Here is a 25,872-nt window from a genome sequence, read left to right as displayed (position 1 = left end):
GGACGACCGGCGTAGTGTCCCGTCAAACCCGGTAGCGCTCGGCGTGTCGCGGGCAGAACTCGGGGTCGTCGAGTTGTGCGGCCACGACACCGGGCTGTCGATGGGCGTTGTGGAGCCGGCAGCCTGACTCCTCACAGAACGCCTCGCCGGTCGACAGGTAGTGGGCTGCTTGCAGGACGTATCCCTTCAGTGCATCGGTCGTCCGCGGATCGTCGGCGACCAGGAACTCGCCGTCGACCGCCGACTCCAGCACCTCCCGGGGCGGCGCATCGCCCGAGACCATCGCGTGGCGTTGTTGCTCCTTGTAGTACTGCTCGGGTTTCGCGGGCGCCTCGTACAGCCCCGGGACGGAGACCACTCCCGGTTGTCCGAGCACGTTGACGCGTTTGTGCCACCGGCCGTCGTGGTCCCCCCAGGTCCCGACCACACGGTCGAGCACCGGGATGTGGAGGTGATCGAGCGTCCGCTCGTCGGCCGGTACCCGTTCGTACAGCGCGCGCTGGACCGCCAGACCGTCGTAGATGACGCCGCCGGCCCGCTCGGGGTCATCCAGGGCACGCTCCTCGTAGCGGACGATTCCCAGCATCGTGTTCCCCGTCGCGTGGTCGTAGGGGTCAAGCACACGTGCGTCGGCGAACGCCTCCGCGAGCCCGTCGTCGCCGTACAGCGAGCAGAACCGGTCCCGGACCCGGACGGTCGCGTCGATCCGGGCGTCGAGCCAATCCCCGACGGCGTCGACATCGGCGACGGTCGTCGGCGCCCGATAGAGTGTGACCTGCTCCATCATGTGGTTGTACAACCCGGTCGTACTTCGATCCGGCGGTCCCGAACGTCGCGGCGTCGATCACGACGGGTCAACTATCGACGGGAGAACCCCGAGGCTCCGGCCCTACGCCTCGGCCTCCGGTTCGACTTCGCTCGCGTTCCGTGACTCCTCGACGGCTTTCGTCAGCGAGACGTTGAGCCACGCCATCGAGACGATGCCGCCGACTACCGTGACGGCGTTTTTGACCGCGTGGTCGACCACCGCGATCGAGAGCGCCGTCGTCACGCCGACGGGGGTCAGCGGCGCGACGATGATCGTGAACGCGCCCTCGTAGAGCCCCACACCGCCCGGCGTAAGCGGGAGTACCTTGGCGAGGTTGCCGACGCTGACCGCGAAGAAGCCGACGGCGATCAGCGACGGCGTCAGCGGCTGGCCGAAGGCACGGAACACGACGAGCGCCGTGAGCACGTCCAGCGACCAGATGAGGAGGCTACCGAGGCCGACACGGACGAAGGCCGGCCCGTCGGCGGTCACCGTCTGGATGTCGGCGACGAATCCCTCGACGACGCCGGCGACGTAGTCGGCGTAGGAGTCGTCGCTGAGTCGCCCCATCCCGGCACGGACGAAGTTCCGGTCGGTACGGGCGCTGGCGACGATGGCCGCGACCGCGCCGATGGCCGCGAGTCCGACCGCCGCCGCCACGACGACGGCCGTCTGGCCGCTGCTAGCTGTATCGCCGGCAACGGCGTCGCCGGCCAACGCGGCGAAGAGTGCGTCGGCCGAGCCGGTGACCGCCAGTCCGATCAGGACGACGCCGGCCAGCAGCGTGATCGTCAGCAGGTCGAAGACGCGCTCGACGGCCAGCGAGGCGAAGCCGGTGGGGTAGGGGATCGAGCGGCGCGCCTTCACGACGTAGGCCCGGACGGCGTCGCCGGCCCGCGCTGGGAAGACGAGGTTCCCGGTCTGGCTGACGAACACGGCACCGGTCAGGAACTCCCAGCGTTCGTGGTGTCCCATCGAGTCTAAGATGTCCCGGTACCGGATTCCACGCAGCGGCCACGAGAGGGCGTACACCGCTCCCGAGAGGGCGACGACCGCGGGGTCCGCGTCGGCCATCCGTTCCAGCACCGTCCGGGGGTCGAGATACTGGGTCATCAACAGGAGCGCGACGACGACCAGCAGGGTGCCGGCCCCCAGCGACACCCGGCGGGTGATCCGCGGGCTGACCGACAGCTCCCAGAAGGTCCGCAACACCTGGCTCCCCATCCCGAAGACGTCCCGGACGATGTCGACCTTCGAGTCGCCCTTGGGGGTCCAGTCGACGGGGAACTCCTTGACCCGGAGGCCGTTTCGCTGAGCCTTCACGAGCAGTTCCGTGTCCCAGAACCAGTGCTCGTCCTCGACCATCGGCGCCAGCGTCTGCAGGGCGTCACTGTCGAAGGCCTTGAACCCACACTGGTGGTCCTGCAGCTTCGAGCGCAGGACGGTCCGAACAAGCGTGTTGTATCCCAGGCTCGGGACGCCCCGTCTGGCCGGGCGGTCGGCCCGGTTCTCGGGCAGCCAGCGTGACCCCGTCGCGATGTCGTAGGCCCCCGACCGGACACTCTCGACGAGTTCCTCCAGGTGGCGCATGTCGGTCGCCAGGTCGGTGTCGAAGTAGACGAGCGTCCCGCCGTCGGCCCGCTGGAATGCGTACTCCAGGGCGCCGCCCCGACCGAGTCGCTCGGCGCTGTGGACGTGACGGACGCGGTCGTCCTCGGCGGCCAGACGGCTCGCGATCTCCGGTGTCCGGTCGTCACAGCCGTCTTCGGCGACGATGACTTCGAAGCTGCCGGCCGGCAGGAAGGAGGCGAGCGTCTCCAGTGTGACCGAGACGGTCTCCTCGATGGTGTCCTCCTCGTTGTACGCGGGGAGGACGACGCTCACCTCGATGTCGCTCATTGCAACACGGTAGACGCCACTGGGGCCAAGAGTTTTCTGTTACGATCGCTCGGCAGTCACGAACTTCGAGAGGTCGGCGTCGGCGACGCCCTCGACCGACTCGTAAGGACGCTCGACGACGATGTTGCCGGCGGTCTGGGAGCCGATCCCCGGTATGGCCTGGAGTTCGTCCATCGAGGCGGCGTTGAGATCCAGGGGGTGCGGGACGCCCGTGACCGACCGGTAGCCGTGGTCGGTGATCGCCACGTCGAGCACCTGTCCGAGGTCGCGCTCGCCGGGGATGGCAACCAACAGCGGATAGGTCCCGAGTTGGCGGCCGAAGGTCTTGCCGTCCTGGTGGTACTCCAGATGGACATCGGGCAGCACGGTTCCGGGCGGGGCGACCCGCTGGAGCATCGGGTTGTCGATCTCCTCGCGGACCTCGCGTTTGTACTGTTTGAACAGTTTCTTGTGATCGTTGGCGATGTCCGCGCCGGTCTCGGCCATGTCGGTCCCCTCGAAGGCCATCACCTGGCGGATGTTCACCCGCCGGAGCATCAGCCCCTCGTCGTAGACCCGCTGGAGGAACCGCTTGTTGTGCTCGAAGGTCTCCCGACGTTCGCCTTTCAGCCCGTGGACGAGGTTGATACCGGGTAGGAGCTTCGGGAGCCGGGGCGCCGCGTCCTCGCCGAAGTTGGGTGCCGCGTCGCGGTCGCCGCCGGGCCGCCAGCCGGCGACCTCGTTGACCACCTTCACGGCCTCGAAACACTCGTCGGCGGTGACGTTGAGGTTGTTGTCGCTCATCACCTCGGGGTCTGCCGACTCCAGGCCGAACGCGGCCGTGTCGCCGGGCGTGTTGTGCTCTGCGATGATCCGGATCCCCTCGCGGGCCTTCTCCGGCCACTTGACGATGGTGATGGGGTTCATGTTGTCCAGATGGAGCGTCTCCAGGTCTGGCGCGACCTCGCGGATACCGCCGTAGAGCCGACGGAGGGCGTCGGGATTCGGTGCCTCGCCGTCGCCGCCGTAGGCGAGGATGTCGGCCTGCCGGCCCAGGCGGAAGTGCTTGACGCCGCGGTCCGAGAGGGCGTCGACCTCGTCGACGACGCTCTCGGGCGGCCGGAAGTCCGGGTCGCCGTACATCGGTTCCGTACAGAACGAACAGCGGTACGGACAGCCCCGCGAGGTCTCCATTTCGCAGATGAGATACGCCGGGTGGTTGGGGTGTTGCTCGACGACGAACGCGCCGGCCCGCGCCCAGCAGGTCTCCTCCTCGACGGAGCGGTAGCGGTCGTTGAACCCCTCCAGGCCGGACTCGACGAGGTCGAAGACGGCCGCCTCGACATCGGCCATCGCCATGAAGTCGAAGTCCAGGTCGTCCCTGGCCGTCTCGCTCGCGCCCTCGTTGGCCTCGCCGACGCCGAACCGGACGGGGCCACCGATGATCGAGGTCCCCTGAGCGGTCCAGGCGAGTTCCCGGACCTCGTCGGGTTCGGCAGGAGTCCCGCCGACGTACTTGCCGGGGACGGTCATCCCGCCGACGTAGACCATGAGGTCGGCCTCCTCGACGGCCTGCCAGCGGCGGCGTTCCTCACGGAGTTCGTCGATGGTGTGATACGTGATCTGCTCGCGGGGGATGCCGGCATCGACGAGCGCGCCGGCGGCGTACCGGGGATACGTCGAAATGTACGGCGGGACCCCGAAGTGTGCGGGCTCGTCGACGTAGCCGTCGACGATAGTCACTGAGAGCGTCTCGGGGTCGGTCATAGCCCGGGGTTGACGCTCGACGCCTAAAACGGTGTCTGGTCGGCCCGGCCGAGGTCGGCGGCCGCCAACTCGGCGTTCCGTTCGTTGGCCTTCCAGACGGCGTCGACGAGGTCCCCGACCACCGGGACCGAGCCGACGGCGAAGTCCAGTGCGACGTTCAGCACCATCCGAGCGAGCGTCCGCAGGGAGACGCCCAGCCGAGCGGCTTCGACGACGATGTACAGCGAGAGCAGGGCCGTGACGGCGTCGCCGGCGACGGGGACCAGCCCCAGTAGCGCGTCGAGGCCGACGCGGTAGCGGGTCAGCGGGACGCCGACGCTGTCGTCTAACAGCCGCGCGACCCGTCGGATACGGGTCAACCCGGGCGATTCCTGTTCCATACTGGTCCATCGTCGGCGGGGACAATAGCCCTTCTCCCGCTCTCAGTCGTCGGCGCTGACCGGCCCCTCGTCGGCCTGGGCGTCCCAGAGGTCCGCGTAGTCGCCGCCGGCGGCCAGGAGGTCGGTGTGTGTCCCCTGTTCGGCGAGTTCGCCGTCGTCGAGCACGACGATGCGGTCGGCGTCCTGGATCGTCGAGAGGCGGTGGGCGATGACGAAGGCCGTCCGGTCCTCGACGAGGCGCTCGATGCTCTCCTGGATGCGCTCCTCGGTCTCGGTGTCGACGTCGCTCGTGGCCTCGTCGAAGATGATGATCTCCGGGTCGTTCAACAGTGCGCGGGCGATGGCGACACGCTGGCGCTGCCCCCCCGAGAGTTTGATCCCGCGCTCGCCGATCTGGGTGTCGTAGCCCTCCGGCAGGTCCTCGACGAAGGCGTGAGCCTCCGCGGCCCGGGCGGCCTTCCGGACGCGCTCGCGTGCGGCCTCGTCGCCGTCGGCCTCGCCGTCTAAGACTGTCCGGTCGCCGTAGGCGATGTTCTCCGCGACGGTCCCCGAGAAGAGATACGGTTGCTGTTCGACGATGGCGATGTCGTCACGGAGCGACTGGAGGGCGTACTCGCGGACGTCGACCCCGTCGACCCGAACCGCACCCGAATCCACGTCGTGGAACCTGGGGACGAGTTTCAGCAGCGTCGACTTCCCGGCACCGGTCGGGCCGGCCAGCCCGACGGTCGCGCCGGCCGGGACGGAAAGAGAGACGTTCCGAACGACCGGTCGGTCGTCATCGTAGCCGAAGGTCACGTCCTCGAAGTCGACGCGGCCCTCGATCTCGTCCGGCCGGTGGGGGTCCTCGGGATCGGTGATCGTCGGATCCTGTCCCAGCAGGCCGAAGACCCGCTCGGCGCTGGACTTGGCGAGTTGGTACTTGTTCGCGGACTTCCCGACCCGACGCATCGGGGAGTAGAGCCGGCGGAGATAGAGGAAAAAGAGCGCGAACGTCCCGGTCTGGAGCGCGGCCTCGCCCTCGGCGCTCGTGACGAAGTCCATCCCGGCGACGTAGAGGATGCCGACGAAGACGACCCCGGTCAACAGCCGGAGGCCGGCGAAGAAGGCCCGCCGGATGCGCAGGGCGCCGACCTTCTCGTCGTGGTAGGTCTGGCTCTGGTCGGTGACCCGCTCGCGCTCGAAGGCGTAGCGGTCGAAGGCCTTGATCACCGGCGCGCCGCTGAGGTTGTTCTCCAGGCGGGTGTTGAGCCGCGAGACCGTCCGACGGATCGACCGGTAGCGGGGTTCGATCCAGGTGAGGAAGTAGCCGCTGGCGACGCCGATGATCGGGACCGGGGCCAGCGCGATCAGCGCCAGCGTCGGGGAGTGCCAGTAGAGGACGGCCGCGATCCCGCCGACCGTGGCGACCACGCGGATGAGCTGGCGGAACTCCGTGTTGAGAAACGACTCCAGCCGGTTGATGTCGCTGTTGAGGATCGACATCATCCCGCCAGTCTGGTGGTTGGCGAAGAAGTCCATCGAGAGGTGTTGGAGGTGGTCGTAGGTGTCGTCACGAAGGTCCCGCTGGATCTTCTGTGCGGTCGATTGCAGGAGGTACCGCGAGGCGAACCGCGTGACAGAACGGATCAGGTACGCCACGGCGGCGATGACGACGAGTCGCTGGAGGAAGGCGACGCGTGCCGCCTCCCCGGTGATGCTGCCGGTCGGGAGCAGCCCGGCCGTCGTCAACAGTCCGGGTTCGCCGCTGTTGAGGATCACCCGATCGATGGCGGCGGCGACGACGATGGGCGGAACGAGCCGGGCAAAGCGGGTACAGAACGCAGCGAGGATCCCAGCGAGCAGCCGGAGCCAGTACGGCGTCGCGTACCCGAAGAGGTTGACCATCGGGTGCCCGTCGACGTTCTCGCGGACGCCCTCGAACCCGCCGTGGTCCTCAGACATAGCCGTTGTTCCGGCCGCAGGCGGAAATATGCCGTGTTTGGACCGCGGGTCCGTGTGAGGTTACACGTGGATACAGCCTTCAGTGATCGGACCGGCGGGAGTCGGCCGTGCGCCGTCGGCGACCCGAGCCGTCGTGACCGCGGCGGCCAGCGAGTCCAACGCGTCGTGGTTGTCGAGGTACTGGCGGCGGTGAGCGCCCACGAGGACGCTACAGTCCGAGATGGCATCGACGTTGGCCCCACGCCGGCCGCGGGCGCCCTCGACGTTCTTGTACCCCTCGCGGTAACAGCCAAGCCAGCTAAAGGTCGCCGCGGGGTAGACCTCACAGACCCGCGTCGTCGTCTTGTCGGTCTCGTCTTGCATCGGCACGACGGCGGTGTCGGCCCGCTGGGCCAGCCGGCCAAGCACGTCCCGGACGCCGTAGAAGGTCATACTGCGCGTGCGGTTGGTGTACGGACAGAGCGCCCCACGGCGGAGGTCGGTCTCCCGCCGGACGTCGCGTTTCTCGACGGCCATCTCGGCGGTCCGGCGACAGCGCTGGGAGAACGACCGCGGGTCGTTGGGACCCTCCGAGCCACCGAGCCACTCCAGCAGGCCCGTCCAACTGCCCCCACACTGGGCGTCTAACACTGTCTGGGGGAGACTGAACGGGAAGTCCATCCCGACCGTCCCGATATGGTCGTCGGTGATCCGGTCACAGAGCCCGGCGTATACGGCCTCGCGGCCACCACCCCACCGGTCGCTCGCGCGGTAGCACTCGTCGACACGAAGCCCTCGCGGGGTGGGCGTCGCCTCGGTGACCCAGAGTGCGTCGCCGGCAGCGCTCGCGCCGCTGAAGTCGACCCCCAGTACGCCCTCGTTCATACCCACACGTTCACCGGCAGTGCCATGAACCTTCGGACCCGGTGTGGCGTCGGACTTGATACCCGTCCGAAAGCGGTTTGTCCCCGACGAACCAACGAAACGGTATGCCCGCCACGATGGAAGTCGTCTGTACGGACGACGACTGCGAACTCGACATGTTCGAGCTGCATTACACGTACGATATGCCGGAGGATGTCGGGCTCGCCGACTTCGCCTGCCCGTACTGCGGGGGGGTCGACTGTCTCGAGGCGATCGAGCTATGATCCGCGAGCTCGGCGAAACGCTCGAAAACGCCGTCTTCGAGAACGTCGGCCGCGCCTCCTCACGCGTCCAGGAGCGCAAGCCCCTGCCGGCGGACCTCCTGGAGTCCGACGACGCCTACCTCGTGGTGTTCGACGCACCGGGCGCGACCGCCTCCGACGTTCAGGTCCGGTACGTCGACGACCGAGTGGAGGTCCGGATCGATCGGTTCCGTGACTTCCACGACGGGTTCGACATGCTGTTTCCCGGTCGCGGGCTGTCGCTGGACGGCTCGCTCACGCTGCCGGCCGACGCGGTCGTCGACGCCGAGGCCGCGACCGCGACGCTGAAAGCCGACGGGACGCTGCAGGTGACAGTTCCGAAAGTCGAAACGGAAGACGCCGCTCCCGAAGACGAGGGAGGGGCGGCCGACGACCACGATTCCGACGAGGGCGACGACGGCGACGCCTGACCGGCCTCACCAGTCCCGCGTCGGGTCACCAAGCGGGTCGAACGCCTCGTCGCCGTCGAATCGGGTCGGATCGGCCCGCGTGGCGAACTGTTCGGGTAGTGGCGACGCCATCCCCAGAACCACGCTGGCGACGTGGTCGCCGACGGCCGGTGCCCACATCAGCCCGTGGCCGTGCCACCCTGTCGCGACCGAACAGCCCTCGGCGACGGCACCGACCAGCGGATCGCGGTCCGGCGTCGCCGTACAGAGCCCGGCCCACGAGCGTATCGCTGTCGGGGAGAGCGTCGTCGCGTCCGCGACCCGTTCGAGCGCGCCCGAGACGAACGACGGGTCCGCATCGGAGTTCCAGCCTTCGGGGGTGGCCGCGTGTGCGCCATCGCCCACGAGCAGGCCCTCCTCCTGTGGCCGCCAGTAGAACTCCGCGGTCGCGTCGTACAGCGCGGGCAGGGTCGCCCCGACCGCGTCGGTCCGGAGCGCCTGTGCGCGATAGGTCTCCAGCGCGAGCGGGACGCCGATCTCCCCGACCAGCGGTGCCGTCGCGTGGCCGGCCGCGACGACGACCGCGTCCACCGTGTCGGTCCCGCTGGGCGTCTCGACCGTCCGGGGACCGGTCAGTGACACCTCGGTCCCGGTTCGGATCGCCGCCCCGGCGGCGCGGGCACGCTCGGCGAGGAACTCGACGACTGCGTCCGGGTCCAGCAGACCCGCGTCGTCCGCGATGCCGGCAGTGACGACGGTCTCCGTGTCGAGCGCCGGGTAGCGGTCAGCCAACTCAGCGGGCGCGAGCCGCGAGACGGCCAGTCCGTGGGACTGCATCCGGTCGACCTGTCCATCGATAGCCATGGCGTCGTCAGCGTCGCGAGCGAGCCAGACGTACGGGCAGTCGGTCAGGAGGCCCCACTCGCGGTACCGATCGATCGCGTGGCCTGCGACCGCCGCGTCCACCGGGTCGGCGAAGGCGTCGTAACAGATGCCGGCGGCCCGACCGGTCGTTCCACTCCCGAGCCGATCGCGTTCGTACAGCGTGACAGTCGCACCTCGCTCCGCGAGCGATCCGGCGATAGCGAGACCGACGGCCCCACCGCCGACGACGGCCACCGTCATCAGTTCGGTCACTCCACCTCGTCACGGACCCGCGGCGGAAGGTCGTCGTCCGGGCCGGCGTAGCGATCCGGTTCGGGAGGCGCTTGCCAGTCGGTCCCGAGTTCGAGCAACTGGACGAGCATCCGTGCGGTTGCTCCCCACACCGTGTAGCCGTCGGCGTAGAAGAAGTGCAACCGGATCTCCCCGTAGTGGGGGTGGTCACGCTGTTCGGACTCGTAGTTGTCCAGATCTGTCAGTGCCGCGACCGAGAGACAGACGATCTCGGCGACCTCCTGATCGTTCGGGACGTAGTCACGTTCGGGGATGCGAGCGACGAAGGGTCGAACCGAGTAGTGGGTGACCGTCCGGATGTCGTCGAGCCGTCCGACGACGTTTGCCGCACGCGGGTCCAGGCCGATCTCCTCGTTTGCCTCCCGCAACGCGGTCTGGAGGAGGTCGGCGTCCTCGGGCTCGCGGCCGCCCCCGGGAAAGGACATCTGCCCGGGATGGTCCTGAAGGTGATCCGCGCGTTTCGTAAACAGGATCGACTCCTCGTCGCTGCTGACGACCGGAGCGACGACGGCTGCCTCGCGCCGCTCGTCGTCGACGACCACCGGTTCGTGGTCTCCGATCCGGTCGAACTCCATACGCTCTGTGGGAAGCGGACGACAATAAGTCGGCTGGTCGACCTGCCATTGACCAGTCAGTCGCCGCTGAGAGCGTGGGCGTCCGTCGCCGGGAGACCGCCGTCGGCCTCGTAGGCATCCAGAAAGTCCGGGATCGTCGTCGTGTCCGCCCCGTCGGTACAGGGGTAGACCCCCGCCAGTTCGTCGTCATAGACGGCAAGCACCATCACCGGCAGCCGCAACACCCGATACGAAGTGCCCAACAGGGGAGAGACCTGTCGAGTCTCGAAGGGCGGTTCGACGGTCACACCGTGGTCAGTTGCCCAGTCCTCGAACCGCTCGAACGTCGCGACGATCTCGTCGTGTGTGGTCTCACCGTCGAGCCGGATCTCGTCGGGCCAGGTCTCCACGTCGAACCCGTCGATGGCGTCCTGGCTACGGAGCTGTCCCAGTCGATCGAGGACGCTCGTCCGTGTCCCACAGACCGGTTGCCGCGTCCACAGAGTCATCCTGACGGTCGTCCCGCCGTTCGCCGAGTCGATCGTCGACTGTTGAGCCATGTGTCGTGTGAACAAATATCTCAGAATATCCAATAACCGTTTCGTCTAGGCTGTTATAGGTGTTTGCACATCCACTAATACGTAGCACGGCGATTCAGCCGACGGATACTGCGCTCAAGCGCTATCGAGCCGATCACGCGCGGCACCGAGATCGACCGCACCCCAGGCATCAAGGTCGTAGCTCACGTCCAGAAGATCCGCGATCCGGTCCTCGTCACCAGTGTCGATCGCCGCCGCCGCGTCGGCCCGGAACTGGCGTTCGACGGCCTCGACGACGCGATCACGGGGGAGGTCCCGGTCCGGAACGTCCATGATGTGTGGCAGGTCGCCGGCCCCGTCCGGAAGCGTCGGGAACGCGGTCGGTCCGACGACGAGCAACTCCGCCTCGTCGGCGTCGACACCGACGAGATGGTACGACTCGACGGCGGCGGCGATCACGTCGTCGTACGTATCGGAGTTCGTGTCCTCCCCGCGTTTGAACGCGAGTTCGGCACACGCCCGCCCGAGTTCCGCTCGGGAGAGCGCGTCGAAGAGGTCGACGATGCCGGCCAGTTCGTCGGCAGAGATGTCCATACGGACCGTCCGGACGCCGGTGGCTTCAGCGTTACCGAGCCATCAGGCCTTCGCACCGCTGGGGAGTCGTCCGTCGGCGTGTAACACGAGCAGTGTCGTGAGAACGACCAGCAACGTGCCGGCCATCAACTGGAAGATGGTACCGAACGGAACACCGTTGTCCAGGAGCACGCCGACGACAACGCTACCGGGTGCCTGGAGGACCATCATCCCGGCACCGTAGGCCGCGTAGGCGCTCGCCCGGTGGCGATCCGGCAGCGATCCCAGGAGGTAGGTGTCGACGGCCGGGAAGATACTGTGGATGACATACCCCGTGACGGCGGTAGCAACCGCCAGGGGCCAAAAGCCCGAGAGAGTCGGGATAACGATAATGCAGCCGGTAAACGCCGCGAGGATCGTAAGCAGGTACGGGATGTTCGGCAGGCGGTCGGCCAACCGGCCGCTGACGTAGAAGGCCGGGACGCCGGCGCCGAAGGCGACCTGTAGCAGCGTCCGTCCGGTCGCTTCCGAGAGCCCCGTCGTCTTGATGTAGGTGACGTAGAAGTTGAACAACCCGTTCCAGATCATCGTCGTAAGTCCCAGGGCGACGACGGCAGTCAGGACGATCCGCCGCTGGGCGCTGATCGCGGCGATCACGTCCCGATCCTCGCTTCCGGCGTCGGGAAACTCGGTTCGGCGGGCCATCAGCGTGAAGCCGACCGTCGTCGCGCCGGCGCCGACGGCCATCCACTGGAGGACGAACCGCCAGCTACCGAGCGAAAGCGCCAGTCCGACCAGTCCGGGAGCGGCCAGAGCGGCGAGTTGGCTCGCGACGCCGTGTTGGCCCAGCGCCCGGCCGGGAGTCCTCGGGAAGAGTTCGCTGACGAGCGTGTTCGCGGCGACGATGTAGACCCCGCTTGCCAACCCCATCGTCAGCGCTCCGACGAGGAGCAACCGCGGCGTAGGGGCAAACAGGGTGAAGACAGTGCCGGCGGTCAACACGACGCCGGAGCCGAAGATCGCCTGTGCCCGGCTGATCCGGGTGAGCAGGAACCCAGTCGGGAGCCGCGGGACGGCGCTGCCGACCCAGACCATCGTCGCCAACAGCCCGAGCGTCGCGTTGCTGGCCCCAGTCGTCGCTCTGATCGGCTCGATCAACGGCGCGAAGACGACCCTCGCCAGGTTGATGAGAAAGACCAACCCGAGCAACGATCCGAACACCGAACGGCGTGACACGTCCCCGCCTGGGCCACGGGGAGAAACAAACCTTCCGAATCCGCCGCGGGCTTTTTACTCCCTGGTGACAACCGCCCACACATGGACTCGGTCAGGAAAGCGCTGCGGGCCGGCGACGTCGAGAAGGACAACTACGGACGACTCTCCTGTACCGCCTGTGAGGAGACGCTGACGACCGACAACAACCCCGACGATATCGGGAAAGTCCGCCGCTGTCCCGAATGTGGCAGCGAGTGGAAGGAGCTGGGGTAGTCACTCGAAGACGGCGTCGAAGGCGTCCGCTCCTAGCGGTTCGTACCGGCCGGCGTCGACGTTTTCCCTCGCGTGCTCGACCGATCCTGTCCCGACCAGCGACGAGGTAACGCCGGGAGCGCTGCGTGCGAAGTTGATCGCTCGCTGCGCGTCGGTCTCGCCCGCCAGACGAGCGGCGACATCCGCTGGAATCGCGTCGGCGAGCTGCCCCTGCATGATCGAGGCGCTCGTGAACACGTCCAGTCCCGCCTCGTGGGCGAACCACAGCGCCGACTGCGGACCGTCGGCCCCCTCGTGTGCCTCGACCGTGAACGCGTCGGCCATCCGGACGTTGAACGGGAGCTGGACTGCCCGGAAGTGGGTCGCAGCGTTGCCGGCGCTGTCGGCCGCTGTTCTGGCCCGTTCGACGACTTCCGGCAACGAGAGGTAGCTGTCGTGGTCCTGTGGGACCCGGAACGCCTCCCAGGTCGCGACCCCGTAGTGACGGATGTCGCCGGCCCCAGCCCGTTCCTCCAGCCGCTCGAAGGTCGCTTCGAGTCGGTCGTAGACCGCTTCACGGGAGTTGTCCGCCAGTTGCGTCTCGGGGTTGTGGACGTAGTAGAGATCGATCGTCTCCAGTCCCAGGTTCGACAGCGATCGATCGAGCTGGTCGTCGATAAACGCCGGTGCGAGACAGTGCTGCCCGCGGACGAGCTCCTCGCGGTCGACGATCCCGGTGTCGAGGTACTCGGAGCGGACGAACGCACCCGGGTCGGCGGGGCGCTCGCCGTCGAACGGAACAAACCCGCCCTTGGTCGCGACGACGACGGCCTCCCGGTCGACATCGGCGTCCGCGACGGCACGCCCGACGACCCGCTCGGAGCGCTGGTGGCGGTAGTTGATCGCCGTGTCGACGAGGTTGATCCCGCCTTCCAGGGCGGTGACGACAGCGTCGTGGTAGGCGTCGTCGCGCCCGTCGGTCGGGTCACCGAGGTACGTGCCGACACCGATGCTGGAGACGACACCCTCCCCGAACCGTCGGTAGAACGTGCGTGCGAAGTCGTCGTGGTCGTCCCGGTACGCCCAGGTCGCCTCCCGTGTTGCCATAGCGGCGCTTGGAGCCGGGGGCGCAAAAGGGTCGTCACTGCTGTCCGCTCATCGCGTTGAACAACTGCTCACGGAGTTCCTCACGAGAGATGCCGTTACCCGGTCCGATCCCGTTCAGATGGTCGACCGACAGTTGTCCACCACCCATCCGCGCGTGGCCACCCCCCTCCGCCATCGGCACGTCGTCGAGCACCGACTCGATGACTCGCCCGATGTGGACCCGATCGTCCCGGGACCGCCCCGCCAGCCGGAGCGTCTTGTCGCTCTGACCGACGACGACGACGGCCGAGACGCCCTCCAAGGTCTCCAGTTCGTCTGCGGCCTGCGGGATCGCATCGGAGTTCGACACCTCCCCGACATCGCTGTATGCGTAGGGCGCCCGAACGTCACGGTTGGTGACCGCACGCGCTTTCACGTCGAGGACTTCGGCGTCGACCTGCGGGTTCGCGATGCGGTTGAGCAGATCCCCGTCGATCCCCTGATAGAGGAACGAAGCCGCCCGGAAATCGGCCGAGGAACAGCCGTTGGTTAGCGATCTGGTGTCGGACTGGATACCGTAGAGCATCCCGGTCGCGACGTGGGACGGAAGCATCTCATCGGGAACGTCGGTCCCGTCGAACGTCCCGTCGCCAACACCCGTCTCGACCTCGTAGAACTCCCAGTTCAGTTCCGCGAAGTACTCGGCGAAGATGGTGGTACACGCGCCGTCGTCGGTCCGCACGTCGGTAAAGCGTGTCCCGGTCCCGTTGCCCGGATGATGGTCGACGACAGCGACGGGGTCGATGGTCTCGGCGCCCGGGAACCCCCGTGGCTCGTTGTGATCGACGAGGACGACCTGCTCGGGACCGATGTCCCCGGCCGACTCGACCCGTTCGAACTCCAGGTCCAGGACCGTCTCGAAAGCACGGTTCTCCGGACGGCGGATCTCGCCCGGATACACCATCGTCGCCGCCGTGTCGACCGCGCCGGCGAGTTCGGCGACTGCGAGCGAACAGGACATCGCGTCCGGATCAGGGTTGGGATGCATGAGGACGGCGATCTCCTCGTAGTCGGCCAGAACAGCGCGAAACCGGCCTGCCGGAGTCCGACGGAGGTACCGCCAGATCAGCCAGCCCGCGAGCGCGAGCAACACGACGAGACAGACGACTGCCCCCGCGAGGACGGGCTGGTCTCTGACCGCTGCCACAGCGGCATCAGCCCGACCGTCGAGCTGTGCCACCACTGGTGTCATACCACATACATCCCGCGGGACCAGATAAGAATGTTCCCCCGTCGCTACTCGAGGGAGGCCTCGACAGCCGCGTGGTATCCCTCGCGGAAGGTCGGGAACGCGAACTCGTAGCCCAGTTCCCGCAACAGCGCGTTCGAGCAACGCTTGCTCGTCTGGATGCGTCGGCGGGCCGTCTCGGAGAGGTCGTCATCGGCCAACCGTTCGGTTTTCGTCTGCTTGGGCGGGAACTCCACGTCACACTGTTCGGCGAGCCAGTCCGCGAAGGCCCACTTCTCGACGGGTTCGTCGTCGACGATTAGTACCGTCTCCTCCCTGTGGCCCCCTTCGAGCAGGAACCGGACTGCGCCGGCCGCGTCGTCCCGGTGAACCATGTTGAGATAGCCAGCCGTCACCGGCCCCTCTAGGTAGCGGTCGAGTCGATAGCGGTCCGGACCGTACAGCCCGGCGAAGCGGGCGACTGTCCCGTGGCCGCCGTACTCCGTCGGCCGCTCGCGGGCGACGCGCTCGGCTTCTGCGAGGACGCGGGTCTTCTCTGTCTGGGGGGAGAGGGGCGTCGACTCGTCGACCCAGTCGCCGTCGTGATCGCCGTAGACCCCGGTGCTCGACGTGTAGACGAGCCGTTCGGGCGGATCCGAGCGGCTCCAGAAGTGATCGATCGCCGTCTCCAAGCCATCGACGTACACTTCCCGGGCCGTCTCGGCACCCCGACCGCCGGAACTGGCCGCGAAGACGAGCCAGTCGGCGTCCGGGACCGCATCCAGCGACAACGGGTCCGTGATGTCGGCCTCGACCGCTTCCAGACCAGCCTCGTCAACCGCCTCCAGTCCTGCTTCGGACCGTCGGACGCCGACGACCTCGTGTGTCGGTGTCAGCTGTCGCCCGAGTTCCAGCCCGACGTAGCCACAGCCCAGGATCGCAACGCGTTCGGTCACAGTTTCTGGCTCTCGATGTACTGGTGGAGGCGTGCGTACTCGGCGAGTGTCACCGGATGCCGTCCCTCGATCTTCTGCTGAATCTCTTTGGCGTCGAGTTCGCTATCGATCCCGGAAGCCAGCGACTCGACGTCCATCACGGCCGTGGTCATCCCCATCAGGAGGATATCGCGTGCCTCAGCTTCGATCGCTCCCGCGTCGGGCCGGTCCGGGTCCGTCGCCAGGACGGCCGCCGCGTCCGCGAGGGTCACGTCGGCCCCCTCGCCGTCTGCCAACGCCTCGATCACGTCCCGGTCCAGCCCCGTCTGCTCGGCAACAGTATCGACACCGGCAGCGTCGATCGTCGCCGACAGGAGCGACTCGTAGGCCGCGAGCAACTCCCCCGGGGACCGCTCGGCAGCGTCCGGAAACTCCGCTCTGAGCATGGTCCGTGGTACGGACGGGGGGTATTAGTGACTGTCACTCTCAGTCGCCCGCGTCCGGCCAGCCGGGCGAGCGTTCGACGGTGTTTCCGTCCTTGTCACCCACACCCCGTGGCTTGGGTGGGACCACGACGACGACTCCGGTCTCGGCTGCAAACGAGATCCGGTCGGCAGTCCCGAGCCGTTCGTCCCGTCCGTCGTCGTCAACGTCGATCGCGACGGCATCACCGTCTCGCGCGTAGGTCGTCATCCCAGCCGGGGCCGACGGCGGCCCCTGGTTCGCCGTGACCGCAAACCGCCCGTACTCGCCCCGAACCGAGACCCACCAGACGTTCGTCGTCGCGTACCACGGCATGACCGGTGGTGCGACCGGAAGTCCCGCGGGGAGCATGTCCGTCCCGAGTCGCTTCTTCGCGAGCTGTTCGGCCTGTAATTTCGTCGTCTCCGTGATCGCCGTCGTGATCGCCGTCTCGGCGACCGATCGGGTCGCCGACGCCGATTCGTTGACCAGCTTCGACTGCGGGCCGATACGCGGTTCGTTGCGTTCCTCGTGGAGGCGGGCGGAGAGCCTGAGGCGGAGCCAGTCGCGTTCCGACCGCGAGAGGTTCTGTCGACGCGCGGCGACGGTCCCGACGTGACGGGCTGCACGGCCGTCCGTCAGGGCCGCCGCCCGCTCGTGAGTCGTGTTCCACTGATCGAGTCCGTCGGCGACAATGGCCCCGCTCTCCTGTTCGCTCGCCGTCGTTTCGGTCGCGACGACATCGACCATCTGGTCCGCGAGGTAACCGTTTATCAGTCTGACGTTGTTCTGGAGCCGGTCGCGCCGCGAGACGACGGTCGCGTTGACGGGCTGGAACGTGACGGTCGTCGCGTTCCGACTCGTCCCGTTGGTGGCGTTGCCCGAGACGGTCGTAGTGCGCCCGTTGTCGATCGTCGCGTTCGCTGCCCGAAGCGCCGTCGCAGCCGTCGAGAGCCGTGTCCGGTCGTTCGTCGCGAAGATCACACTCGTGAGTTGCGAGGCAGCGTTACCGTAGGGGAGCGTGAACACGTTGATGTTCTCCGTAACTAGCGGGTGCTCGGTGCCATTCAGCGCCGGATACTGTTTCTCGTTCAGCTTCGCTCGCGTGAGATACGGCGGGCGGGCGTCGACGCGTGTTCTGACCGGGCCGGCGATCCCCTCCGGAACGGGGCGTGCTCGCGGTACCCTCGTCTGTCGAGCCGTCAGCCCACGGCGGAGGTCCCGGATCGAACCACCCGTCCGTTTCTGTAGCTGGGAATCGAACAGGTCCTGTCTACTCATGCGCTTTCGGTACTGGTCCGCAAGCCGTTTCTCGACCGCGTCCAGATACGCGATCCGGGCCGCAACTCGTGCGCGTTGTGCAGTACTGTTGTACGTCCTTGGCACGTTTTCCAGGGCCGAGCGACGGGCTTCCAGTCGTTGCAAGAGTCGGCCGGGCGGGTTCGTCTCGAACGTCCCGATCTTCCCCCGCTCGACTGTCACACTGATGTTCCGAACGCGTTCCCGAAGCCGCATCAGGTCACGGTACACCCACGACCGAAGACCGGGCGGGCGATCCGCCCGGATCTCGATCGGTGCAGTCGAAACGCGGCCTGTCACAGCACTGGCCACGATCGTGCTGTAGCCGCCTGCATCCGTCACCAACCGCTGTTTGGCTTTCCGTTCGACGTCCGCGAGGTTCGACCCGTTCAGCGGACTGCCGCTCGGATCGTGGGCTGTCGAGATACCGTTTGCCGGGGCGACCGACTGACTATCGTGGCGCCCGACCAGTGCGACACCGACGCGGTAGCTGGCAGTCCGGTTGGTGACTGTCGTCCGTGTGGCCGACCCGTTGGTCCACTCGGCGGTTCGTCGGTACCGGACCTGGACTGTCCGAGCGACGCCGTCGAGCCGGTGCCAACCCTGTGGTACCGACACCGTGCCAGTGGCATTTCGAACCGTGGTTGTGTCGGTCGTCCGGTCGTCGACGAGCGTCCAGTTCGAACCGGGAGACGCCGGCATCGACGGTTTGCCGCCCCTGAGTCGGCGGGTATCGGTCACGAGTCGTGCCTCGACACGGTAGGCGGCGGCTGTCGTAGCACGGAGTTTCGACGGGCCGGCGACGTCACGGAAGGCCCTGTCCGCGGTCTGGTTGATCCCGACTTGCATACTCTCGTTGGGTTGTGGGGAGCTCCAGTTCGCGTTGCCACGGCCGATATCGCTGGCCGGTGGCCGGTAGCTCGCCTGATCGAGCACTTTCTTCGTGATAACCGAGGGGTTGCTCCCGCCGATGACATCCTCGATCCCAGTGACCGCAGTCGCCTCCGTAAGCGCCCGTCGCCCGGCGGGATCGCTCCGCCCGAACGTCGACCGCTGGACGCCGAGGAGGGCACCGTTGGCAGCCAACGAGACGTGGCGGTTGCCGACGACGTTCGAGATCGGGACGCCACCGTACTGTGCGTAGCCACGAACCCACGCCATCGGGTAGAGTCGAGCGGTGAGACGCCGATTGAAGCCAGGTTTGTCGAGACCGTTGTTCAGCCGTGCCTGGTAGGTCGAGACCTGCTCGTGGAGCGATAATACTGGCGTCGCGACCACGACTGTCGGCGAGACCTGCCGCCGCTCGATGACGTTGTCACCGCGTCGAACCCGGAGCGTAACGTTCTCGACGGTCGCCCGAAGCGCCGTCCCGTTGGGTCCGGCCGGTCGGATTTCGACACGGCGCTTTGCCGCCCGCAGCGAACTCGTGTTGGTCACGGGCGGAAGCGACGCGGTAGCGGTGACCCGCTCACGTTCGTAACCGACTCGTTCGAGGCGGTCCCGTACCTGGAGATACACCCTGATTCGCAGCGCGTCCCTGAACGGGGTCGAGCGGTTGAGCGCACGCCCGTAAGTGGTGTTTGTCGGCGTCACGACCGGGTTTGCGGCCGCTCGCTGGCCGGCCGTCGAGACACCGTCTCTGACTGCCGTCTGTGTCTCGGCGGTCGTCCGGTCGACGGCCCGCTCGATCGTCGTCTCGCTGACCGGTGGTCGTGTCGTCAGCGACGGTGCGAGTGTGAGACTGCTGACGAGCAACAACACGCCGAGCAGCGCGAACGGGACCCGCCCGCGGTCGTCCATCACGGCGACCACGTCCTGACGGTGACACGGACGCGGTGTGTCTCGGTCGCCCGTGCCGCTGCGGTCGGCGAGCGGAACTGTGTTCGCATGTCGGCTTCGAGGACTTCGGCGAGTGCGCCTGTCAACCTCCGGTTCAGTGTCGTGACGTTCGACTGGTCGAGAGCGAGCGGGCCGGCACCAGTAGCGTTGCCCATCCGGTGGTATCGAGCGGCCGTCAGCACGTCGGCCGGATAATCACCGTGGAGTGCGAGTCGGGTGCGTTCGGGCGGAAAGAGGCCGTCGACGACGGCCCGTGCGACGACGGTCGCGACTCCGTCGTACCCCGACGACCGGGCAGCCCTGAGGGCGGCCGCTGTCACGTTGTCCATCCCGCTCGGGACCGTCACCGATCCGGCTCGAACGGACGCGTCACGTGGCGGTTGGTCCCCGACGTGGTAGGTCCCGCCGATCGGCGCATCCCGGTAGGGCCGCCACCGGACCCGGACAGCCGTCAGTCGCCGGCGCTCCTGGAGTCGTCGCTGTGTCGTCGCCGACAGCGTTCGCTTGAAACCGATCCCGGAGCGTGAGAGCAACTGGCCGTTAACCGTGACTGACCGCATGGCCCCGTCCCCCAGCAGTTCTGCGACCGTCCCGTGTGCCGATCGCTGTCGGCGAGCGGTCCCGTTGGCGACCCAGATCGGTGCCGAGTGGTTGGTCCCGAGACCGCGCGTCGAGAGGCTGTACTCGACGGTCGCAGTGCTGGTCGCGAGGAGTTCGGCGTCCTCGGCGGCCGGGTTACCGGTTCGGGGCGATTCGGCCGCCGTCCCGCTCAGGACGACTGCCACTGCAGCACCGACGAACAGGAGGAACACTGTCGCGTCGACAGCAGTACTCACCGCGCGACTCATCGCCACACCGAGACACGGAGCGTCCCGCGCTGGACGATGCCAGGGGCAGCACGGATACTCACTGGTCGTCGGACACTGTCAGTGTTCGCCGGCGGGGCCGGGCCGGCGGTCCACGTCCGGTCAGCCCGGACTGTGACGTTTCCGGAGTAGCCGTCGGGGACAGCCGACAGTGACTGGGAGAGCCCCGAGGGATCGAAGAGCCCGGCCGTCGAGTGGTTCCGTTCGATCAGGTCCGCCGTCGGCGCGGCCCGGTTTCGCTCGGCCTGAGAACCGGCGAGCGCCTCGTCGATGACGCCCGCGTACAGGGCGATACCGACCGTAACGGCAAACACCGCGACGAGTGCTGCCAGTGGCTCTGCAGTACCTCTATCCGACGAGTGTGACATCCACATCCCCCCAATCGACGTGCCGAGCTGTCAGCCGGTTCGGCGCGGGCCACCAGCGCGTGTTCCGCGATCGGTTCCGAGCCTGGTCGATCGCCTGGTGGAACTCAGCCGGCGACGAGAACACCGCCTCCGGACGGCGCCCATCGAGGACTTGCCCGAGTCGACGATCCCTGGCCGGGATAGCCACCCGATGGAGCGTTGCGTGGCTCGTTCCCCCCTCGTTTTGCAACCCGAGTTGCCGGCCGTCGAGCGACCAGTACTGCGCACGAAGCGACCGTCGTTCGACAGAGCCTGCCGGACTCGTCGTCACCTCGTCGACAGTCGCCGCTGTCGCCGTTGCCGCTGGTGGTGCGGTCGTCGGTGCCTGGGCGATCACAGTCAGGACGGCGACGCTCACCGCTCCGACGCCGGCCCAGAGCGTGACCGTATCGATCGGTGCGTCGAACATAGACCGGTCTGGCCACGGTATCTGACTTAAATCTACACCAGAAGTCCCGTCCCGGTGATAGCCGCGAAGTACGCCACAGTCGCCGAGAGCAGTGCCAGCCCGACACGGTATCCCACGAGTGCGCGATCGAGTCCACGACGGAGGCCGACTGCCAGGGTCGTCAGAACAACGGCGAGGAGCAAGATATACCAGCCCACGACAGGACCAAGCACCGAGACAGAGACGGTCGAAACCGGACCGGTCGTGCCGATCGAACCGGCGAGGGCGACCGTCGCACCTCCGACGAGCGGGCCAAACAGCCCAGCCGTGTTGGTGAGCGTCCCGGTGATCTGTGCGAGGTCTCGGCGAGTCTCCGCTTCGACTTCGCGGAGATCAGAGAGGTGATCTCCCATCTCGGTCACGACCTCGCCTGCTGGTGGGCCGATCGTGGCCGCCGCCGACAACAGCGCTACCGCCTCACGGACGCGGCGGCTCGGGAGCGTCGCGAGGGGACCGTATTCACCGGTGAATGCTCCGTCGACGGTGAGCCCGAGCCGTCGCTGGCGACACGACGCTGCGTCCAGCACCGCAGCGAGTGGGGCCTGACTCTCGTCGGCAACGGTCCCTATCGCCGTCTCGACGGCTTCCCCGCGATCGATCCGTCGGCCGAGTGCCTGAAGTGCCGACGGGAGAGCTGACTCGACCGCGACGACGTGCTCCCGAACCGTGACGACCGGACGGTAGACGACGACGAGTGCTGTCCCCACCCCGGACCCGAGCGCGGCCACAGGGACACCCCAGACTGGGAGCAGTGCAGTGCCGAGCGCGAGACAGCCCCCGCCGACCGTGAAACCGGCCAGGAGGCCACGCCACGGACTGTCGGGGACCTCCGGGTGACTCCGAGGGACCGTAACCGGTGGGAACGCGACAGGCCGTTTGGCGAGAAGCCAGGCAACGGCGACGACGAGTCCCAACGGGAGGACGACGACGTAGACGGCGACCAGAAACGAGCCGGTGACCGGAATCCCTGCCATCCCAGCGGCCGGGACGAGCGCGACGAGCGCGAGCGGGAGCAAGACGCCGAACGCGTACAGCGCCGTCGTCGGGATCCGGAGGGAAGCGGCGAAAGAGGCCATCTCCTCGCGCGTGCCATCGAGTAACAGTCGTCGCGTCGTCGCGAGGATCTCGCTCCGTTCGTCGGCAGGGGCCGCAGCGGCACGCTTGACACCGGTGAGTGCACGTTCCAGCGCCGGGAACGTCTCCCCCCACTCGTCGGCGAACGTCCGAAGGCCGCTGTGAGGGGAGTCACGCGCCCGCTGGTGGTGGGTCGCAAGGCTCTCGGCGAGCAGTCCCGATCCCGTCCGGCTCGCGAACGCCGCCGCCCGTTCGGTCGTCGGCCACAGTTCGACCGCGAGGACGAGCCTGGTAACGAGCGAGGGCGCAGTACCGAGCGCCCGGATACGTCGCGCCTGTGCTGCCAGTTCGACGCCGTACCGGCCACCGACCAGAGCGAAGCCGGCCAGCGAGATGAGGGTGATCCCACCCACACGGCTCCCGAAGAGGACTAGCCCCGCGATGCCACCGACGGAGAGTACCGTCGTGATCACGTAACTCGCCACCAAGATCGCTTCGGGAGCCGTCTCGATATCCAGAAGCCGACAGGCACGGCGGTAGGACTCGGGCACCGACACCGAGAGCGCCCAGATGGACGGAAACGCGCCGCTCACAGCTGTTGCTCCCGACTTGGATGCTCGGTGTCTGTATGACTGACGCCACCGTCTCGAATCGTTTCCGAGCGAGTCGCGACCACGGACCGTATCTCGCTGTAGGATTCGGTCGGTCGTGCAAGTGTGTCGAGCAACCGACTGTTTCCCCGATCGAGAACGCCGGTCTGCTCCGTCGTGTCACCGTCCCGGGCGAACAGGGGTTCGAACACGACACCGTGCTCCCGGTCCCGGACCTCGTCGACACGCTGAACGAACCGATCGCCGGTCGCGTCTGATTGTCCCAGCGTCACGACCAGGTCAGTGACAGCAAAGGACTGCTCGGGAACGCCGAGATCGGTCACCAAGCGCTCTCTGACGGCCTGTGGCCCACCACCGTGGATCGTGCCCAGAACAGCGTCGTCTCCGTCACCGACACGCATCGCCTCGTAGAGCACCGCAGCCTCTTCACCCCGGACCTCGCCGACGACCAGCGAGCCGTCGCCGAGTCGGAGCGCCGTTCTGAGTGCTTCGGCTGGGTCGACAGCCGGACCGTCGGCTGTCGTCGTCCGCAGTGCCTGGACGTCCCTGCCGTCGTCCTGGAGGTGTTCGACCGGTAGCTCCGGCGTGTCTTCGATGAGGACGGTCCGGACCGAACGGGGAAGTTCCCACAGCAACGCCCCCAGCGTGGTTGTCTTGCCGGCGCCACGCGGACCCGCGACCAGACACGCGCCGCCACGCTCGACGACGACCGACAGCAGCCCCGCAACGGAAGCTGGCATGGTTCCGTTGGCGACGAGATCGGCGAGCCGCCAGATTTCACGATCGTGGGCCCGGAAGGCGAACGCAGATCCGTCACTGACCGGGTCGGCGACACCAGCGACGCGGATCCGGCGGCTGTTGACGCTCGTCGTGGCGTCGAGCGTGGGACTTGCCCGGGAGAACGCCCGGCCGCTCGACCGGCGGAACTGCGAGGCCAGTGCTTGGACACCCTCGACAGAGAGCCTGACGTTGGTCTCCATCGTCTCGCCGTCGACGCGGACCCGGAGCCGCGTCTCGGCGGCCGGAGCGGTCACGAAGACATCCGAGACACGCGGGTCGACGAAGAAGTCCTGTAAGATGCCTACCCCCTCGGTGTGTTTGGCCAGTACGGAGCCGACAGTCGCGGCTGTGGCCCCGTCTTCGGCGACGGCACTCGCGGCCTGGTACGGTGTCAACGTGTCACCGGTTCCCGAACGCGCGAGGCGGTCGTACGCCTCCAAGAGGAGTTCGGTCGTCGCAGGGTCGAACCGTGACTCGCGCGGTTCTAGGTGGTAGCGATCCATCTCCCCGCTGCGTTCGTACTGCCGAACGACCGCCTCCGTCTCAGTCCGCCACCGATCGGCAAGTACCGCGTCCCCTGGCGGTGTCTCGGCGACCCGTGCGTCGCTAACTGTCGGTCCGACGTAGGCGCTCAGGGCGGTCTCGTAGTCGTTCGACCGCTCGCTCGCGAGGGCAAGCCCCGTCTCTGCCGCCATGGTCGCGACTGGCCCGGCTCGCCCGACCGCTTCCTCGGCTGCTGCCAGGGGATCGGTCCGTGCCCGGTCGGCCAGTCGCTCGTCGATCGTCGCGACACGGGCCGCGAACCGACCAGCGGCACACAGCAGTGCTGCCGATCCGTCGAGGTAAGCCCGTTCTAGTCCGCAGTCGCTCGTGACGACTCGATCGATCGAGCGGGCGCTCGACGCCTCGACGACGGTCGCCCGGCAGGCGTGTTCGGCAGCCAGGTCGCCCCCACCCGGACAGTCGCCGGCGTCGACCCGAAGCAACGAACCGTCGACTGTCGTCCGACAGCGACAGTCGGGCTCGTCGGTCGAACCCAGTAGCAGTTCACGCATGGTCCACCGTGGCCGCGGCATCCGATTTAAATCGCCGGACGGTCACCACCATCCGTCCGTCGTCGAGTCGGTAACCGAACACGAGACGATGTGTTCCGGGGTCCCGAAGTGTGAGGTCGGTTCCCGTCGTCCGGAGCGGGAGGCCAACGAGCCGTCGTCGCGTCTGACCGCGGTCACCGACGCTCCAGGTCGCGACAGTCGTGTTGCTGTCGGTCGTAATCGACAGGGATCTGATCCTGCTCCGGGTGAACGATCGGTGTGGGAGCCGGACGTCGACTCGCAGTTGCGCACCGGGACCGACGGCCGGATCGTCGCGCTCGACCATCGCCTGGAGCCGTGTCGACAGCGTATCGAGTTGGCGGGCAACGGTCGCGTCGGCGTGGTCGGCCCGGACGGTTCGGATACCCGGCATACTCGCGCCGATCAATGCCGCCGCGATCACGACCGCGAGGACCAACCGGACGATCACAGCAGCGACCGGATGCGAGCCAACACGCCGGCCCGAGTTTGGTCCTCCCCGGAGCGGTGCGATCCGCCGGTCCGACCGGATTCGTCACCGACTGTCCTGGGTGGTCTGACTCCGTCGGCGTCCTGGCTGGTGCTGTCCTGCGGTGTCTCTGTCTGATCCACGTCCGCCAGTCCGTCGATCTGATCGTGGTTCGGAGCCAGGGACTGCTCGCGGTGTTCGCTGGACCGACCGCCCTCAGCGCGGCGTGACCGTTGCTGTGTCGCCGGCCGATCCTGTACTGTCGATCCGGTGGCATCCGGTTGTGGATCTGGCTCCCGTGGCGTCTGCCGGGATTCGAGACGGTCTTCGAGTCGATCGACGGCTGCCAGCGCGGCGTCAGCACGCTGTTCGACGTCCTCGTTGACCGATTTGACCGAGCCGACGTAGCCACGGAGCGCCTGGGTCGCGGCCTCCAGTTCGGTCACTCGCTCGTCCAGCAGGGCCAATCGGTCTTCGACATCGGCGACTCTGGGTTCTAGCTCCGCGACGGCCTCGGCGTCCGGCAGCGTCTTTTCGCCTTCGGTCATCGCTCGCTCGACGGCACTGACCCGCTCTGACAGTGTCTCGCTGTCTGCCATGTCCGCGGTTGGTCCCGTGTTGGTATTTGAACCCTCGTCCGAGCGATCGCGGCGA

Annotated in this window: 26 protein-coding genes; 3 read left to right on the top strand and 23 right to left on the bottom strand. The window is 67.6% G+C overall.

Annotated features, from left to right (window positions below; translation table 11 throughout):
• Positions 1-22: 22 nt before the first annotated feature.
• From VJ109_RS11290 to VJ109_RS11265, 6 genes are all read right to left on the bottom strand, one after another.
• On the bottom strand, positions 23-784 hold the full coding sequence (locus VJ109_RS11290) for a DUF7001 family protein (RefSeq protein ID WP_324760342.1): 762 nt from the start codon (positions 782-784) through the stop codon (positions 23-25).
• A 105-nt stretch (positions 785-889) separates the two neighbouring features.
• Positions 890-2,707 carry a flippase-like domain-containing protein gene (locus VJ109_RS11285; protein WP_324756786.1) on the bottom strand — a complete coding sequence of 606 codons (1,818 nt, stop codon included), beginning with the start codon at positions 2,705-2,707 and terminating at the stop codon, positions 890-892.
• Between the two features lie 39 nt (positions 2,708-2,746).
• Positions 2,747-4,453: a radical SAM protein gene (locus VJ109_RS11280; RefSeq protein ID WP_324756785.1), complete on the bottom strand. Its 1,707-nt coding sequence runs from the start codon at positions 4,451-4,453 to the stop codon at positions 2,747-2,749.
• Positions 4,454-4,476: 23 nt separating this feature from the next.
• A complete protein-coding gene (locus VJ109_RS11275) occupies positions 4,477-4,833 on the bottom strand; it encodes a DUF4112 domain-containing protein (RefSeq protein WP_324756784.1) in 357 nt (118 codons plus the stop codon).
• Between the two features lie 42 nt (positions 4,834-4,875).
• A complete protein-coding gene (locus tag VJ109_RS11270; RefSeq protein WP_324756782.1) occupies positions 4,876-6,777 on the bottom strand; it encodes an ABC transporter ATP-binding protein in 1,902 nt (633 codons plus the stop codon).
• Between the two features lie 60 nt (positions 6,778-6,837).
• Complete coding sequence (locus tag VJ109_RS11265) at positions 6,838-7,641, bottom strand: DUF429 domain-containing protein (RefSeq protein WP_324756780.1); 804 nt, start codon at positions 7,639-7,641, stop codon at positions 6,838-6,840.
• Positions 7,642-7,745: 104 nt separating this feature from the next.
• On the opposite strand from VJ109_RS11265, the gene VJ109_RS11260 reads away from it, so the two are divergent.
• Positions 7,746-7,904, top strand: a complete 159-nt coding sequence (locus VJ109_RS11260) for a DUF7559 family protein (RefSeq protein ID WP_276222699.1) — start codon at positions 7,746-7,748, stop codon at positions 7,902-7,904.
• Positions 7,901-8,353, top strand: a complete 453-nt coding sequence (locus VJ109_RS11255) for an Hsp20/alpha crystallin family protein (protein WP_324756778.1) — start codon at positions 7,901-7,903, stop codon at positions 8,351-8,353. The genes VJ109_RS11260 and VJ109_RS11255 overlap by 4 nt, the downstream gene beginning before the upstream one ends.
• A 6-nt stretch (positions 8,354-8,359) precedes the next feature.
• Here VJ109_RS11255 and VJ109_RS11250 read toward each other — a convergent pair whose 3' ends face one another.
• From VJ109_RS11250 to VJ109_RS11230, 5 genes are all read right to left on the bottom strand, one after another.
• Positions 8,360-9,457 (bottom strand): NAD(P)/FAD-dependent oxidoreductase, encoded by a 1,098-nt coding sequence (locus VJ109_RS11250; protein ID WP_324756776.1) that lies wholly within the window; start codon positions 9,455-9,457, stop codon positions 8,360-8,362.
• 8 nt (positions 9,458-9,465) lie between these two features.
• Positions 9,466-10,083 (bottom strand): NUDIX hydrolase, encoded by a 618-nt coding sequence (locus tag VJ109_RS11245; RefSeq protein ID WP_324756775.1) that lies wholly within the window; start codon positions 10,081-10,083, stop codon positions 9,466-9,468.
• 56 nt (positions 10,084-10,139) lie between these two features.
• Positions 10,140-10,622, bottom strand: a complete 483-nt coding sequence (locus VJ109_RS11240) for an HTH domain-containing protein (protein ID WP_324756774.1) — start codon at positions 10,620-10,622, stop codon at positions 10,140-10,142.
• 114 nt (positions 10,623-10,736) lie between these two features.
• A complete protein-coding gene (locus tag VJ109_RS11235) occupies positions 10,737-11,195 on the bottom strand; it encodes a DUF7109 family protein (RefSeq protein WP_324756772.1) in 459 nt (152 codons plus the stop codon).
• Positions 11,196-11,237: 42 nt separating this feature from the next.
• Complete coding sequence (locus tag VJ109_RS11230; protein ID WP_324760341.1) at positions 11,238-12,374, bottom strand: MFS transporter; 1,137 nt, start codon at positions 12,372-12,374, stop codon at positions 11,238-11,240.
• Positions 12,375-12,491: 117 nt separating this feature from the next.
• Between VJ109_RS11230 and VJ109_RS11225 the strand changes: the two genes are divergently transcribed.
• The gene (locus VJ109_RS11225; RefSeq protein ID WP_276222711.1) at positions 12,492-12,662 is read left to right on the top strand and encodes an HVO_0758 family zinc finger protein; all 171 of its coding nucleotides are present in this window, start codon (positions 12,492-12,494) and stop codon (positions 12,660-12,662) included.
• Here VJ109_RS11225 and VJ109_RS11220 read toward each other — a convergent pair whose 3' ends face one another.
• From VJ109_RS11220 to VJ109_RS11165, 12 genes are read right to left on the bottom strand one after another with little or no spacing between them, the layout of a single operon-like run.
• Positions 12,663-13,748, bottom strand: a complete 1,086-nt coding sequence (locus VJ109_RS11220) for an aldo/keto reductase (RefSeq protein WP_324756769.1) — start codon at positions 13,746-13,748, stop codon at positions 12,663-12,665. It abuts the gene before it with no gap.
• 34 nt (positions 13,749-13,782) lie between these two features.
• Entirely contained in the window at positions 13,783-14,979 is a 1,197-nt protein-coding gene (locus VJ109_RS11215) for a DHH family phosphoesterase (protein WP_324756768.1), read from the bottom strand.
• Positions 14,980-15,023: 44 nt separating this feature from the next.
• The gene (locus VJ109_RS11210; protein WP_324756766.1) at positions 15,024-15,911 is read right to left on the bottom strand and encodes an SDR family oxidoreductase; all 888 of its coding nucleotides are present in this window, start codon (positions 15,909-15,911) and stop codon (positions 15,024-15,026) included.
• Complete coding sequence (locus tag VJ109_RS11205) at positions 15,908-16,336, bottom strand: DUF5791 family protein (protein ID WP_324756765.1); 429 nt, start codon at positions 16,334-16,336, stop codon at positions 15,908-15,910. The genes VJ109_RS11210 and VJ109_RS11205 overlap by 4 nt, the downstream gene beginning before the upstream one ends.
• Before the next feature lie 40 nt (positions 16,337-16,376).
• Positions 16,377-19,451, bottom strand: coding sequence for a DUF7286 family protein (locus tag VJ109_RS11200; RefSeq protein ID WP_324756764.1), 3,075 nt, complete (start codon positions 19,449-19,451; stop codon positions 16,377-16,379).
• Entirely contained in the window at positions 19,451-20,338 is an 888-nt protein-coding gene (locus tag VJ109_RS11195; RefSeq protein ID WP_324756762.1) for a DUF7284 family protein, read from the bottom strand. Before VJ109_RS11195 ends, VJ109_RS11200 begins: the two co-directional genes overlap by 1 nt.
• Positions 20,335-20,724 carry a DUF7285 family protein gene (locus VJ109_RS11190; RefSeq protein ID WP_324756761.1) on the bottom strand — a complete coding sequence of 130 codons (390 nt, stop codon included), beginning with the start codon at positions 20,722-20,724 and terminating at the stop codon, positions 20,335-20,337. The genes VJ109_RS11195 and VJ109_RS11190 overlap by 4 nt, the downstream gene beginning before the upstream one ends.
• A complete protein-coding gene (locus VJ109_RS11185) occupies positions 20,705-21,172 on the bottom strand; it encodes a DUF7283 family protein (RefSeq protein ID WP_324756760.1) in 468 nt (155 codons plus the stop codon). The genes VJ109_RS11190 and VJ109_RS11185 overlap by 20 nt, the downstream gene beginning before the upstream one ends.
• Before the next feature lie 32 nt (positions 21,173-21,204).
• Positions 21,205-22,878, bottom strand: coding sequence for a type II secretion system F family protein (locus VJ109_RS11180; RefSeq protein ID WP_324756759.1), 1,674 nt, complete (start codon positions 22,876-22,878; stop codon positions 21,205-21,207).
• The gene (locus VJ109_RS11175; RefSeq protein WP_324756757.1) at positions 22,875-24,731 is read right to left on the bottom strand and encodes an ATPase, T2SS/T4P/T4SS family; all 1,857 of its coding nucleotides are present in this window, start codon (positions 24,729-24,731) and stop codon (positions 22,875-22,877) included. The genes VJ109_RS11180 and VJ109_RS11175 overlap by 4 nt, the downstream gene beginning before the upstream one ends.
• The gene (locus VJ109_RS11170) at positions 24,724-25,200 is read right to left on the bottom strand and encodes a DUF7311 family protein (RefSeq protein ID WP_324756755.1); all 477 of its coding nucleotides are present in this window, start codon (positions 25,198-25,200) and stop codon (positions 24,724-24,726) included. The genes VJ109_RS11175 and VJ109_RS11170 overlap by 8 nt, the downstream gene beginning before the upstream one ends.
• A complete protein-coding gene (locus VJ109_RS11165; RefSeq protein WP_324756754.1) occupies positions 25,197-25,817 on the bottom strand; it encodes a DUF7310 family coiled-coil domain-containing protein in 621 nt (206 codons plus the stop codon). The genes VJ109_RS11170 and VJ109_RS11165 overlap by 4 nt, the downstream gene beginning before the upstream one ends.
• Between the last annotated feature and the right edge of the window lie 55 nt (positions 25,818-25,872).

It is taken from the genome of Haloarcula montana, from assembly GCF_035666295.1.
Classification (GTDB): Archaea; Halobacteriota; Halobacteria; order Halobacteriales; family Haloarculaceae; genus Haloarcula; species Haloarcula montana.
Note: the sequence above shows the minus strand (reverse complement) of the source record. Positions and strands in the feature narration are given on the sequence as shown.

Bases quoted from the DNA above. Each gene is read 5' to 3' on its own strand.
- VJ109_RS11290 (WP_324760342.1), bottom strand. From the start codon at position 784: ATGGAGCAGGTCACACTCTATCGGGCGCCGACGACCGTCGCCGATGTC.
- VJ109_RS11285 (WP_324756786.1), bottom strand. From the start codon at position 2,707: ATGAGCGACATCGAGGTGAGCGTCGTCCTCCCCGCGTACAACGAGGAG.
- VJ109_RS11280 (WP_324756785.1), bottom strand. From the start codon at position 4,453: ATGACCGACCCCGAGACGCTCTCAGTGACTATCGTCGACGGCTACGTC.
- VJ109_RS11275 (WP_324756784.1), bottom strand. From the start codon at position 4,833: ATGGAACAGGAATCGCCCGGGTTGACCCGTATCCGACGGGTCGCGCGG.
- VJ109_RS11270 (WP_324756782.1), bottom strand. From the start codon at position 6,777: ATGTCTGAGGACCACGGCGGGTTCGAGGGCGTCCGCGAGAACGTCGAC.
- VJ109_RS11265 (WP_324756780.1), bottom strand. From the start codon at position 7,641: ATGAACGAGGGCGTACTGGGGGTCGACTTCAGCGGCGCGAGCGCTGCC.
- VJ109_RS11260 (WP_276222699.1), top strand. From the start codon at position 7,746: ATGCCCGCCACGATGGAAGTCGTCTGTACGGACGACGACTGCGAACTC.
- VJ109_RS11255 (WP_324756778.1), top strand. From the start codon at position 7,901: ATGATCCGCGAGCTCGGCGAAACGCTCGAAAACGCCGTCTTCGAGAAC.
- VJ109_RS11250 (WP_324756776.1), bottom strand. From the start codon at position 9,457: ATGACGGTGGCCGTCGTCGGCGGTGGGGCCGTCGGTCTCGCTATCGCC.
- VJ109_RS11245 (WP_324756775.1), bottom strand. From the start codon at position 10,083: ATGGAGTTCGACCGGATCGGAGACCACGAACCGGTGGTCGTCGACGAC.
- VJ109_RS11240 (WP_324756774.1), bottom strand. From the start codon at position 10,622: ATGGCTCAACAGTCGACGATCGACTCGGCGAACGGCGGGACGACCGTC.
- VJ109_RS11235 (WP_324756772.1), bottom strand. From the start codon at position 11,195: ATGGACATCTCTGCCGACGAACTGGCCGGCATCGTCGACCTCTTCGAC.
- VJ109_RS11225 (WP_276222711.1), top strand. From the start codon at position 12,492: ATGGACTCGGTCAGGAAAGCGCTGCGGGCCGGCGACGTCGAGAAGGAC.
- VJ109_RS11220 (WP_324756769.1), bottom strand. From the start codon at position 13,748: ATGGCAACACGGGAGGCGACCTGGGCGTACCGGGACGACCACGACGAC.
- VJ109_RS11215 (WP_324756768.1), bottom strand. From the start codon at position 14,979: ATGACACCAGTGGTGGCACAGCTCGACGGTCGGGCTGATGCCGCTGTG.
- VJ109_RS11205 (WP_324756765.1), bottom strand. From the start codon at position 16,336: ATGCTCAGAGCGGAGTTTCCGGACGCTGCCGAGCGGTCCCCGGGGGAG.
- VJ109_RS11200 (WP_324756764.1), bottom strand. From the start codon at position 19,451: ATGGACGACCGCGGGCGGGTCCCGTTCGCGCTGCTCGGCGTGTTGTTG.
- VJ109_RS11195 (WP_324756762.1), bottom strand. From the start codon at position 20,338: ATGAGTCGCGCGGTGAGTACTGCTGTCGACGCGACAGTGTTCCTCCTG.
- VJ109_RS11190 (WP_324756761.1), bottom strand. From the start codon at position 20,724: ATGTCACACTCGTCGGATAGAGGTACTGCAGAGCCACTGGCAGCACTC.
- VJ109_RS11185 (WP_324756760.1), bottom strand. From the start codon at position 21,172: ATGTTCGACGCACCGATCGATACGGTCACGCTCTGGGCCGGCGTCGGA.
- VJ109_RS11175 (WP_324756757.1), bottom strand. From the start codon at position 24,731: ATGCGTGAACTGCTACTGGGTTCGACCGACGAGCCCGACTGTCGCTGT.
- VJ109_RS11165 (WP_324756754.1), bottom strand. From the start codon at position 25,817: ATGGCAGACAGCGAGACACTGTCAGAGCGGGTCAGTGCCGTCGAGCGA.